At 51.8% G+C, this 11,313-nt stretch carries 12 protein-coding genes; 6 read left to right on the top strand and 6 right to left on the bottom strand.

Annotated elements, in window-relative coordinates:
- Positions 1–63 precede the first annotated feature (63 nt).
- From OCU14_RS03950 to OCU14_RS03940, 3 genes are read left to right on the top strand one after another with little or no spacing between them, the layout of a single operon-like run.
- Positions 64–483 carry a hypothetical protein gene (locus OCU14_RS03950; protein ID WP_261809894.1) on the top strand — a complete coding sequence of 140 codons (420 nt, stop codon included), beginning with the start codon at positions 64–66 and terminating at the stop codon, positions 481–483.
- Positions 480–890, top strand: coding sequence for a peptide deformylase (locus tag OCU14_RS03945; RefSeq protein ID WP_261809893.1), 411 nt, complete (start codon positions 480–482; stop codon positions 888–890). The genes OCU14_RS03950 and OCU14_RS03945 overlap by 4 nt, the downstream gene beginning before the upstream one ends.
- An 11-nt stretch (positions 891–901) precedes the next feature.
- Positions 902–1,519 carry a sugar O-acetyltransferase gene (locus OCU14_RS03940; protein WP_261809892.1) on the top strand — a complete coding sequence of 206 codons (618 nt, stop codon included), beginning with the start codon at positions 902–904 and terminating at the stop codon, positions 1,517–1,519.
- Positions 1,520–2,044: 525 nt separating this feature from the next.
- On the opposite strand, the gene OCU14_RS03935 is transcribed toward OCU14_RS03940, so the two are convergent.
- The 3 genes from OCU14_RS03935 to OCU14_RS03925 form a co-directional block, all read right to left on the bottom strand.
- Complete coding sequence (locus OCU14_RS03935; RefSeq protein ID WP_261809891.1) at positions 2,045–2,413, bottom strand: hypothetical protein; 369 nt, start codon at positions 2,411–2,413, stop codon at positions 2,045–2,047.
- Positions 2,414–2,540: 127 nt separating this feature from the next.
- On the bottom strand, positions 2,541–2,861 hold the full coding sequence (locus tag OCU14_RS03930) for a thioredoxin family protein (protein WP_261809890.1): 321 nt from the start codon (positions 2,859–2,861) through the stop codon (positions 2,541–2,543).
- A 158-nt stretch (positions 2,862–3,019) separates the two neighbouring features.
- The gene (locus tag OCU14_RS03925; RefSeq protein WP_261809889.1) at positions 3,020–4,414 is read right to left on the bottom strand and encodes a subtype B tannase; all 1,395 of its coding nucleotides are present in this window, start codon (positions 4,412–4,414) and stop codon (positions 3,020–3,022) included.
- Positions 4,415–4,655: 241 nt separating this feature from the next.
- On the opposite strand from OCU14_RS03925, the gene OCU14_RS03920 reads away from it, so the two are divergent.
- Positions 4,656–6,101 carry an APC family permease gene (locus OCU14_RS03920; protein WP_261809888.1) on the top strand — a complete coding sequence of 482 codons (1,446 nt, stop codon included), beginning with the start codon at positions 4,656–4,658 and terminating at the stop codon, positions 6,099–6,101.
- Positions 6,102–6,436: 335 nt separating this feature from the next.
- Here OCU14_RS03920 and OCU14_RS03915 read toward each other — a convergent pair whose 3' ends face one another.
- Positions 6,437–7,714 (bottom strand): type II restriction enzyme, encoded by a 1,278-nt coding sequence (locus OCU14_RS03915; protein ID WP_261809887.1) that lies wholly within the window; start codon positions 7,712–7,714, stop codon positions 6,437–6,439.
- Between the two features lie 154 nt (positions 7,715–7,868).
- On the opposite strand from OCU14_RS03915, the gene OCU14_RS03910 reads away from it, so the two are divergent.
- Both OCU14_RS03910 and OCU14_RS03905 read left to right on the top strand, forming a co-directional pair.
- On the top strand, positions 7,869–8,816 hold the full coding sequence (locus tag OCU14_RS03910; RefSeq protein ID WP_261809886.1) for a DNA adenine methylase: 948 nt from the start codon (positions 7,869–7,871) through the stop codon (positions 8,814–8,816).
- A 16-nt stretch (positions 8,817–8,832) separates the two neighbouring features.
- A complete protein-coding gene (locus OCU14_RS03905; protein ID WP_261809885.1) occupies positions 8,833–9,174 on the top strand; it encodes an iron chaperone in 342 nt (113 codons plus the stop codon).
- A 585-nt stretch (positions 9,175–9,759) separates the two neighbouring features.
- Here OCU14_RS03905 and OCU14_RS03900 read toward each other — a convergent pair.
- Both OCU14_RS03900 and pcp read right to left on the bottom strand, forming a co-directional pair.
- A complete protein-coding gene (locus OCU14_RS03900; protein ID WP_125544561.1) occupies positions 9,760–10,410 on the bottom strand; it encodes an MIP/aquaporin family protein in 651 nt (216 codons plus the stop codon).
- A 193-nt stretch (positions 10,411–10,603) separates the two neighbouring features.
- Entirely contained in the window at positions 10,604–11,221 is a 618-nt protein-coding gene (gene pcp / locus OCU14_RS03895; RefSeq protein ID WP_261809884.1) for a pyroglutamyl-peptidase I, read from the bottom strand.
- Positions 11,222–11,313: the final 92 nt, after the last annotated feature.

Genomic DNA, 11,313 nt, shown 5'->3' with positions numbered 1-11,313 from the left:
GAGAAAGGTTCTAGACTACTGTACCCCTGAAGAAGTTTTATTTGATAAAGTGTTGCACTTGGTTTGACAATTCGTCCCAGTGCGGAAACCTTTGCCCAATGTGAACGGCTTGTTCAGACCTTGCTGACCACCGAATTCGATTTTCCTATCGACTTTCGCTTAATCAGCCGGCCGGAATTTCTGGCCGATCTGGCCTTGGCTCCGGACTGGTGGGGCGCTGATCCCACGCTACGTCACAATGCCTTGTTCAAGCTCAATACTTACGAACCTAGCAACGACAGCTGGCTAACCGAACACGTTACCAGCGACTACGACCGGATTCTCATTACACCGAACCTGATCTTCTGGACATCCACCCTCAAGGTTCATTTCAGCCGGTCATTTTATAGCAAGATTCTCGGGACACCTCTGTATCGCCAGACCAGTGCCCGTAACTTCAACACCACCACGAAACTTAAAAAAATTTTGGAGGAATTCTCATGATTAGAAATTTAGTTCACGATCCAGCTCTGTTACAAACGCAGTCTACCCCCGCTACCGAACTCGACGGCCCAGTGGTGACTGACCTACTCGATACCCTGAAGGCCCACAGTGTCAATGGCATTGGTATGGCTGCCAACATGATTGGTGTCAACAAGCGCATCATCGTGATTAACCTGGGGATGATTCCAATCGCCATGCTCAACCCGCAGATCGTCAAAATTTCCGGCGAATTCAAGACTGAAGAAGGTTGCCTGTCACTCAAGGGGACTCGGCCAACAACGCGGTACAAAGCCATTACCGTTCGCTTCCTGGACCAGAACTTCAAGCCTCACGAACAGGTCTTCGCCGGTCTGGTCGCCCAAGCCATTCAACATGAAGTTGACCATTGTAATGGGATTTTGATCTAGGAGACCTGGCCATGACTGAAGAAGAAAAGATGTTGGCCGGCAAGCTCTACGACCCGACTGACGCCAAACTAACCGCGCGGCTTCACTACGCGCACCACTTATCCCAGGAGTACAGCCAAACCTTTGATGACGAATCCGATAAACGGGAAGCCATTTTGGAAAAACTACTCCCTAATCGGAAACCCGGCATGTACTTGCAAGGACCCATTTTCTTTGACTACGGCTGTTACACGACTTTTGGTGAGAACTTCTATGCTAACGCCAACTTTACGGTGCTAGACTGTGGCCCCGTCACTATCGGTAATAGCTGCTGGTTCGGTCCCAACGTCACACTGGTTACCCCGATGCATCCCCTCCGCTACCAAGATCGTAACGCTCGTTACCGGGCAGACGGCAGCAAGTACAACCTTGAGTACGATCGGCCAATCACCATTGGCGACAACTGCTGGTTTGGCAGTAACGTGACCGTGATCGGCGGCGTGACCATCGGGAGTGGCTGTGTCATCGGTGCCGGCAGTGTCGTCACCAAGGACATCCCCGACAACTCACTTGCCGTGGGGAATCCGTGCCACGTCTTGCGGCCAATTACTGAGGAAGACGCAATCAATTTCCATCAGGAACTTCTCTAAGGACGACTGATCCAACAAGGGAAATCGACAACAATGTGTTGTGTTATCATAAGATCCTCGGGCAAGTAGATGAAGTAACATGACTCGTCATTCTAAAAAATGGCTGAAATGGTTTTTGCCAACGCTCGTCTTGCTTCTATTGCTTCTCACATTTACGCCATTTGTTCCCAGTAATGCCGTTAGACTGTGCATTCTGAAAAATGGTCATCCGTTTGCGGCGCTTTTGTCCGGCCCCAGTAAGCTTCCTAAATCGGAAATTAAGTATTACAGTGGGAGTAAGCGGCAACAGCACTATCAAATCAATGTGCCTTTCCCTACAGAAAGCGCGAACATTGATGTGTTAGTCGTCCGTAAGGTTGCTAAGAACCATTTCTATAATAAGTATCTTGCGACGCCTTCCTATGCGGTTGGACCATAAAACCAATTTTTTTAAAACTAAGTCATTACGTTTCATTAATTGAACCCTCAAAGTTGGATTTTCTGTCCAACCTTGAGGGTTCAATTTTTCCTATAAAGTCAGTTAGGCTAACGATGCCGCCACCAAAGCCGATAGCCACCCCAAACAATCAGTCCTAAATCTAGCATCATCAAAATCGCCCACAGCCAAAGAAAATCCGCCATCAACGGTGAACGCTGCGTCTGCCAAAGGTCGATGGCCATCCCAATCACGAGGCAGCCATTGATGACTAGGCCCCACTCCTTGGACCGACGTTGTTTAGCCAAAGCCGTGAACCCAATCACCACCAGGATGGCAGCGACAAGCCACAGGTATCGTGGTCGCCACGTCAATTCCAAATCAAGCTCTGTGGTGGTTGGTATCATCGACATCAGCCACAGAAAATACAGACTCGTGAGCGCGCTTAACATCGGCACATAGCGATAGAGCTTCTGCATGGCCCTCACCTCCCGTTTTGACTTCACCCGTACTGTAGGCTGGTTAGAACTGAAAGGTAAACAAAAGCGGCTCGATTTACCCCCAATGGTAATTCGAGCCGCTTTACTGTCTTCGTATTGATTGTATTTAAGCCAAGGCTTCCTTCAAAGCCGCCTCAAATAGTGGCTTTGGCCGGGCACCGACCAAGCGGTTGATGACCTGGCCATCCTTCTTGATTAAGAACGTTGGAATGCCTTGAACCTGGAACTGACTGGCGATTTGCTTGTCATGGTCGATGTTGATCGACGTAAACGTCACCTTGTCCTTGAAGTCTTCACTCTCGGAAAGCTTCTGTAAAATGGGATCCATCATCTTACAAGGTGGACACCAGTCGGCGCGGAAGTCGACCACGGTGACCCCGGTATTTGTTTCTTTTTCAAAGTCCTGGTCGTGAATTTCCTTAATCATGCTCATTCTCCTCTAGACTCCCCATAGGGATTATTTAGGGTCGCCACCCTCGGCTAAGAGCGAATCCAACCCTGTGTTGGATTCATAAAAAATTTCAGTGGCGGCCTTTGATGTTCTCAATATACCCCCATAGGTATAATAAAGCAACCTTTTTGCTCTTATTGGCAAATGTGATCGATCCAATCGAAGAGTTCTGGCAGGTCGTAATCGCCGTCGTGTGGTCGTCCCCAAGGGAATGCCAGGTCAACATCTCGACCATGATTCTTAAGTAACGTTGCTAAGATGAAGGGAACAGCAAATGAGGTATCTCGGTCGGAGGCCCCATGCCGAATCCGCCAATGTTGGGCAACCTGACTTCGGTTTGTCTCTAAGTAACTCGCCGGGTTGATCGCGGCAACGAGAACTGGATCGGTCTGTTGTGCCCGTACGGTAGTGTGTTTCTGAGCAAACGACGTAAAGTGTCTAGCCGCAAGTAGGCGGCTCCCAAACAGACTGGTCTCCGGACTACTGAGGTCCAAAGCGTCAAACGCCGGAACCGGTTTTTGCCGCGTAAGCCCCCTGAGGTATTGTGGCCAATCTAACTGCGTCACATGACCGGCCTGAATCGTCAGCCCTCGTTGGGCAGTCACGTCATCTCCGGTATCTAATGCCTGCTGAGCCGACCACTTAAGTTCATTGATAATCGCCTGTTGGAACGGCCCCTGTCCCTGCTCATTTAACGTCAACCGGGCCTTCTGGTCATTCTGCAAATGCAGTGAATTAACATAAGCTGGAAAGGTAGCCTTCAACTGGGCCGATAACGCCTGTTCCTTGGTGGTAAGCTTGCCAGCCACCGGCGTCACCTGCATGCGATCCCCGACTCGCGTGAACTGCTGGCTATGCCAGGTGTTCAGACCGTTGAACTGCCATTCATAAGCCGCATCAGCGTGTTCCAAATCAGAAATTGGGCAGTAGGTCGATACGGCAAAAACATCATCGGTAGCCGGGGCCGCACCTAGTTCCGCTAAGGGGGTCGCAAAGAAATCCGCATTGCCGCTGGCCCCCGCCAACGCCGAGGCAGCCCCACCGGCACTGGTTCCGTTGGTGATAATCTTTTCGGTATCACCGGGGATCCAGCCGGCATTGAATTTCACGTAACGAATGGCGGCCTTCAGATCTACGATAAAGGCCGGGGCCTTGCCAACAAATTCGCCCCCGTTCTGCGTTGTCCGCCCACGAACGCCGGCGGAAACCACGACATACCCACGTGCTAGCGCCTGGAGAATCGTTGCTCCGCGACTAAATGGCGCCGAGTTTCCTGGAAAATCTCGGGGTCCAGGCAAGTAACCCCCCACGGTATTGGGCATGAAGATGGGAGCCGTGACCCGACTGTAGCCGTTAACCCGACCTTGATTAAAGTAAGGCTCCGGCACAAAGACATTGAGTCGCTGCTCCTCCGCGACCGGCATCATCAGATAGTCCAGGTCTAAGAAAGCCCGGTACGTGACGCGTCGGCCACTCATAACCACCGTTTGGCGTTCAAATTTCTTCTCGTTAAACCGCAAAGGTGTCATTGCCACTCCTCCATTTCACAACTCTTTTCCCTAACCATAGTGGAAATACTGAGCCGGGGCAATCATTTTGATGGGGCATCTTCGCCCACTGTTGGTGATGTTGCCCCTGAATGGTTCGCTCCCTAATCGCTTGTGAACTTTCAGAGTCACTTTCGTTGTTGCAAACGCTATCATTCAGTAGAATGAGAACCATAATTTCACAAGTCTTCGAAAATCTGTTCAATGAAAGTGAGCCATCACCATGCAGAATTTAACCCGCCATATTTCATTTCCGCGGCTCCTGATTCTGGGGGCCTCAAGTGTCATTGGAAGTAGCTGGATTTATACCAATGGCATCTTCTTCTCTAAATACGGGGCTGGGGGCGAAATCTTTGGCTTCGTTCTGGCCATGACAATCACCGTCCTGGCCTCGCTAGCCTTCGCCGAGCTCTCCTCAATCTTTCCTCGAAGTGGCGGACCCGTCGTCTACAGCTACCTGGCCTTTGGTAAACGCTGGGGCTTCGCAACCGGTTGGGCCATTCTCGGGGCCTACCTGAGTGCCCTGTCATTCTACGTCACCGCTAGTAGCATGCTCCTGGCCACCATCTGGCCGCAAATCAGCCAAGGTCCAGGCTACACGATCGCCGGGGCCCATGTCTCGCTGATGGAACTCGCGATTGGCGTTGCCTTCACCCTGTTTATCTTCGCCCTCAACATCCGGGGAACCCGCCTCACCGCTGGCGTTCAGGCCGTGTTGTTTGGTGGTCTCGTCATCTTAGGTGGGGCCCTCATCGTGACCGGATTCTCTCAGGGCAGTCCGAAAAATTTCTGGCCGGCCTTCGCCACCGGAAGTGACCCCCTGTTGAACATTGTGCGGTTCGTCCTCCCCGCCATGACCTTCTTAACTGGTTGGGAAGTCGTTACCATCCTGGCGGAAGAGGCCGACATGCCACCGGCTAAGATTGGGAAGGCCGTGGTTGGCGCCATCGTCCTGGCCGCCAGCTACTACATCATCGTCCTCCTTGCCAGCGCCTGGGTTTACCCGTGGCAGAAGACAGCAACCTTCGATATGGGGTCGATTACCGCCTTTACCAAGGCCGGTTTCCCACTGCTAGGGCAAGCCGCCTTCCTCATTGCCTTTCTGGGACTCTTTACCAGCTTCATCGGCCTCTTCACCGCGGCGCCCCGGCTGATTCTGTCGTTGGCCCGGGCCGGCCTCTTACCACCGCGCTTCGCCCGATTAAGTGAGAAACACGGAACACCCCTCAATGCCACGGTTCTCGTGCTCCTCTTTGCCATCGGTTTCGGGTGGTTGGGCAAAGGGGCTATGACCTACTTTCTTGACCTTGGCGGCTTCTTCGTAGCGATGGCTTGGGCCATCACGGCGATGTCACTGTGGCGTATTCGTCGTGACTATCCGAACCTCAACGGTGGCTTTCGTCTGCGCCGCCTGTGGCCCAGCATGCTCGGCGGCTTTCTCGCGGTGGTCATTGCCATTGGTACCCTGTATCCCAAGTCCCCAGTTGCTCTGGCCTGGCCGACGGAATACATCATGTTGGCCGTCTGGATCGGTCTTGGCTTACTCTTCTATTGGCTAGGTCGATCGGAACATCAGGACAACGACACCGCCTTGCATCACCTACTGGGTGACAAGGAGTATGAGCGATTGGCTAAGGTTAAACGACAAGATGAAGAGAAAGATGCCTAAGTTTTGTCCCCATAACAAGTGATCTTAAACCTCGCGAACGAGAATTTTAGTAAGCGACACAAAAATCGGTAACCTCTATCTGATAATTAACAGATAATGGCTACCGATTTTTGTGCTGAATACTTAAAACAGATTAACCCGAGCCGGAGGAGGCCAAGGCTGGAGCCGGCCGTGGTGAGAATGTTAGACCGAGTGGTTTATCTCGGCCTTACATTCTGGGCGACTTTGAAGAGTCGCGATTTTTGCGAGGCTTCAAATCGAGCGAGAAGCCCGAGGGGCTGAAGCGTCCCCCACAGCAGGCGTAATCCTTGGCAGCCGCAGGCGAACAAGTTAATCTACTGTAAAATGCTTAGCACCCATTCCATCCAAGCCCGCACGGTACTGACTCGCCGATTGATCGTGGTGGCATTGAGATCGGGAATATTAGCTTGCATCACCCGACGAATCTCGTCCAGATCCAGCCGTTGGTCATTGGCCATCGTGACGTCAAAGATCAGTTTAAACGTACGATGCGCCAACAATTGTTTCAAAAGCAACTGGTTTCGCTGATCGCCATTGGGCAACGTCCGAACGTGCTGACCGAGCTCGGTTAACGTGAACTGATGCGTAACCTTCGTGGCCAATCCCAGGTAAACGAGGGCGTTCCCATAGTAATCCCCCTGCCGTGCATTTAATCCTAGTTCAGTGGCCAGCTCCGGGCCAGTCAGGGGCGCTTGCAGGCTCTCCAGGCTGCCTAAGACGCGACTAAAACTGTTGGCTTGCGGATAAATGCCTTGCTCGGGATCGTTGGGACTCTGTGCCGCAATCTCCCGTGCCACGGCTACCGGCGTCCCCCAGGTTGTATTCAGAACAAAGTTCACCTGGCGCACTTCGTAAATACTCGAGTAGTTCATGGGATCCGTGAATTCATAAATATGAAAGGCGTAGACCTGATCCACATAAGTGAAGTAGATCGGAACGACCGTCTTGCCTGTTTGTAAGCTCTGATAGAGCCGGTAGGGATAATATAACTGGCGAATCATGAAGTCCTGTGGCAACTTACGTTTGGCCTCAATGACCGCTAATTTATCCCGATTCTCGTAACCGGCATCAATTTCTACCTGACTGTTGGCGACCGCAAAATCGAACTGCTGGCCCTTAGTTGTCGCAATCTGGTAGGTCAAATGGCCACTTTTAACCCGTCCTGTCAGGGTGTCCACCGCCGCCGGATCACCTGGCTGACGGCCTAGAACGTCATCGATCATCCCCGATGCTTGCGCCACATTCAACGCCATACTCTCCGAGGTGATCGGAAAGTGGTCAAACGAATGAACGAAGTCCGGCAGCTGTTTCAGAATTGGCCGCAACTCCCGATGAACCAGGGGTTGGTAGGCCTTGAACGGGCCAATCTTGTAAGTTCCCCGACTGTCTGGCAGAATGGCCAGCTTATGGGCCTGAAAGATTTGAGGTAAACTACTCGACCAATCATATTTGGTGACCAACCGTGGTTCATAGAATTCCTTGATCTGATTGGCCGTAATTTCAAAGATACCATCGCGTTCGATGGCCGCTAAAATAGCGTACTTGGCAAATAATTGTTCCCAGACACGGTCGCGAATGTTTTCCTTGGCCATTGTGGTCCTTCCCCTCCGAAGTTAAGTTAATATCATTGTACCAAAGGTTCCCGGTTCTACGCTCTTTTTGGAGAAATAGTATTGGTCTTTTGGACTCGTTTTCTTTATACTTGAGACAATATGCTTCAAGACAGTTATGGAAGGACCTGACTGCATGGCCGAAAAAATCGAAAATCCAATTCAAATCACGCCAATCATCAAGTGGGCGGGCGGTAAGAAACGTCTAGCACCCACTATCGAGGCCCTCACCACCCAACAGGTCGCCTTCGAAAATATCGATACTTACGTCGAACCCTTTGCCGGGGGGGCCGCCTTCTTTCTCTACTTGGCCACGCGCTATCGTTTCAAGCATCAGGTGATCATGGACGTCAACGCGGAACTCATCAACCTCTATACGCAGGTCAGAGACCACCTGGCGGACCTCATTACCGAACTTGGAAAGCTAGAGGTTGCCTACAACGCCCTCTCCGAAGATGATGACTTCGTTGCCAAGAAGGCCTACTTCTACGACATGCGGACCACCTTCAACAACGGGATTACCCAGTCGGTAACAGACGAGACTGTCACCGAGATCCCCACGCCGGTTCGTCAAGCCGCCCTGTTCGTCTTTCTCAATAAGACCGACTTTAACGGTCTCTACCGGGTCAACGCCAAGGGAACCTTCAACGTGCCCTTCGGCCGCCGGAAAACCGTCTCCCTAGTCGACCAAACCAACCTACAAAACTTCAGCGATCTCTTACAGAATACGACAATTTTACAAGGTGACTACCATCAATCCCAGCAATTTGCCGGCAACCGCACCTTCTTCTACTTTGATCCCCCCTATCGGCCCCTCACGGATTCGGCTAGTTTCACCAGCTACACCAAATCCAGCTTCAACGATGATGCCCAGGTAGCCCTAGCCGACTACACCCACGTGTTAGCCGCAGCCGGCGCGCACTTTGCCCTCAGTAATTCGGATCCCCATCAGAGTGATCCGACCGATGACTTCTTCGATACCCTTTATCAAGATTTCACGATCAATCGTCTCACGGCGGCTCGCATGATTTCGGCGCGGAGTAAGGGCCGCGGTAATGTTTCCGAACTGCTGATCGTTCACTAAGACTGGAGGACTACGTATGACCCTCATCACAGATTATATTGACCAGGCACCAGCAGAGACCCAACCACAACTCACAGCGATGTATCACTTGTTGAAAGATCTCTTGCCAGATGCCACTGAAAAATTCAGTTATGGCATGCCGGCATTTGCGCTGGACAAGCCCGTCGTTTACTTTGCGGCCATGAAACACCACCTGGGATTCTATCCCACATCTGGCCCCATTGAAGCGTCCGAAGACGATCTGTTGGGCTACTACAAGTACTCCAAAGGCGCGGTCCAGTTTGCCTACGACCAGCCGCTTCCAGTCGACCTCATTACGAAAATGGTGAAATTCCGATTGAGTGAAATTAACGCTTAAATTTGTCGCCTACGGCTGTCAGGGATTCCGCCTGCTGTGGGGACGCTTCAGCCCTTGGGGCTTCTCGCTCGATTTGAAGCCTCGCCAAGAACGCGAGTCTTCAAAGTCGCCCAGACTGTAAGGCCGAGATAGACCACTCGGTCTAACAGTCTCACCACGGCCGGCTCCACCCCTGACCTCCTCCGGCTAAGACTGGCGGTTCAATGCAACAAAAACGCAACCATTCTCAAAACATAAAAAAGGTGTCGAACAATTATCCCTGAGGTAATTGTCCGACACTTTTGGTTTTTCACCTAAATTTCAAATTGATAATGATTGCGAAAACCAATAACTGAATGACACCAATCTAAAACTGAACGCAAATGTTAGCCGGAGGGCTGGTGAAAATGAGCCCAGCCGTGGGAGTTCCCTTAGTGACGGTCTGTGTCGCTTAGGGAACTGCTAGGTTTGAGACTCGTCAGAGGCTCGAACCTAAGCGTGGAGACCGCTCTTCGGCTCCGCGCGTGCGCCCACAGCGTTCCGGCCTCATTTTCACCAGCCCGGAGGCGCTGCTAACGCCCAATTTAATCAGCATTTCAAAGCAGTCTAATCTTCGCTACCCATTAACCGAGCCGCAAAGGCTGCCAGAATAGCCCCAACTTCAGGTGCGACAATGTAAAGCCACAGGTGTGACAAGGCACTCCCACCAGCAAAGATGGCTGGACCAAATGACCGTGCTGGGTTCAAGGAACCACCGGTCAGGTTCAAAGCCACAATAATCAGGAAGGCCAAGGTAATCCCAATCGTCAAGCCGGCAAAGTCGCCGTTACCATGACGGTCGCTGGTAACATTTAAGATGACCATCAAGAAGAGGAACGTGACCAAAGTCTCAACAACAAAGGCTAAACCAGTCGAGATCTTTGGAAAGTCCGTCTGACCTAACTGCGTCGTTGCTAAGCCCAAGCCGCCTACAAAGAGTCGAATGCAAGCCGAAGCCACCGTCGCCCCTAAGAACTGAGCGACGATGTAACCCGCGGCATCACGGCCATCAATCCGGCGATTAATCAACATGGCTGTCGTGACGGCCGGGTTGAAGTGACCACCCGAGATGCCACCGAAGGCGTAGGCCGAAATCGTAATCGCTAACCCGAAGGCTAACCCAATCGTCAGGGTATTCCCGGCGGCTACTGTCACGGCCCCGGTTCCCAAGAACACCAACATGAAGGTGCCCATAAATTCTGCTGCATATTTTTGCATCATAAGTCCTCCCATCAATTTCACTATTATACAAATCCTATTATAGAATAATCCGACACGTATGGGACTAATTATGATGAAATTTATAAACAGGCCGTGATGCCTTTTTTAGTAAGATGCCCGTCAAATCAGGATTTGTTACCCCTTGCTAATTTCGATAAAGTTCACTCACCGTCTAAGCAGGAGCGTCTGACTAGCTCTCAGTGGGCGCAGTGACAATCGCGGTAATCGCTGCCGTAATCCCTTTGACGTCGTCGGCCAAGGACAGTGACGGCTGACCAGGCTTACTTACCACCTGACTTGGTAGAAAGGGAATATGTAGAAAGCCAGCCCGCAACTCTGGAAATTCCGTCGCCCGCAGATACTGGACACGATACATGAGATCATTGCAGACGTAGGTTCCTGCCGTCGTGGAGAGCTGAGACGGAATCCCCACCGCTCGAATGGCTTGAACCATCGCCTTCACTGGCAATTGCGTGAAATAGGCCGCTACCCCCGCCGGTTCAATCGGTTCGTCTGTCGGCTGGTAACCCGCATTGTCTGCGATGCGGCCATCGGCGAGATTAATCGCCACCCGTTCCGGTGTGAGGCCGAATCGGCCGCCAGCCTGACCAATACTGAGCACCACATCGGGATGCTCGGTTTCGATAGCCGATCGTACAACCGTCGCACAACGTTCAAACTCGGTTGGCACCACCAAAGGTACGACCCGAGCACCGGCGATCGTGGCCGGTAGCCGTTTGACCGCTTCCATCGCTGGATTAGTGGTCTCCCCACCAAAGGGATCAAAGCCTGTCACTAAAATTTTCATAATCCCAGCCTCCTCGACTTTAAAATTAGGTTTATTATACGCCAATTTCAGGCTAATCTGACGTTATCATCTGCTTAGCCGCCACTCACTGG

The sequence above is a fragment of the Levilactobacillus humaensis genome (assembly GCF_024345185.1).
Taxonomy (GTDB): Bacteria; Bacillota; Bacilli; order Lactobacillales; family Lactobacillaceae; genus Levilactobacillus; species Levilactobacillus humaensis.
This window is presented reverse-complemented; position numbering and strand designations above follow the sequence as displayed.

Excerpts from the sequence above, each read along its gene's own strand:
- OCU14_RS03945 (WP_261809893.1), top strand. The coding sequence starts at position 480 with ATGATTAGAAATTTAGTTCACGATCCAGCTCTGTTACAAACGCAGTCT.
- OCU14_RS03940 (WP_261809892.1), top strand. The coding sequence starts at position 902 with ATGACTGAAGAAGAAAAGATGTTGGCCGGCAAGCTCTACGACCCGACT.
- OCU14_RS03935 (WP_261809891.1), bottom strand. The coding sequence starts at position 2,413 with ATGCAGAAGCTCTATCGCTATGTGCCGATGTTAAGCGCGCTCACGAGT.
- OCU14_RS03930 (WP_261809890.1), bottom strand. The coding sequence starts at position 2,861 with ATGATTAAGGAAATTCACGACCAGGACTTTGAAAAAGAAACAAATACC.
- OCU14_RS03925 (WP_261809889.1), bottom strand. The coding sequence starts at position 4,414 with ATGACACCTTTGCGGTTTAACGAGAAGAAATTTGAACGCCAAACGGTG.
- OCU14_RS03920 (WP_261809888.1), top strand. The coding sequence starts at position 4,656 with ATGCAGAATTTAACCCGCCATATTTCATTTCCGCGGCTCCTGATTCTG.
- OCU14_RS03915 (WP_261809887.1), bottom strand. The coding sequence starts at position 7,714 with ATGGCCAAGGAAAACATTCGCGACCGTGTCTGGGAACAATTATTTGCC.
- OCU14_RS03910 (WP_261809886.1), top strand. The coding sequence starts at position 7,869 with ATGGCCGAAAAAATCGAAAATCCAATTCAAATCACGCCAATCATCAAG.
- OCU14_RS03905 (WP_261809885.1), top strand. The coding sequence starts at position 8,833 with ATGACCCTCATCACAGATTATATTGACCAGGCACCAGCAGAGACCCAA.
- OCU14_RS03900 (WP_125544561.1), bottom strand. The coding sequence starts at position 10,410 with ATGCAAAAATATGCAGCAGAATTTATGGGCACCTTCATGTTGGTGTTC.
- pcp (WP_261809884.1), bottom strand. The coding sequence starts at position 11,221 with ATGAAAATTTTAGTGACAGGCTTTGATCCCTTTGGTGGGGAGACCACT.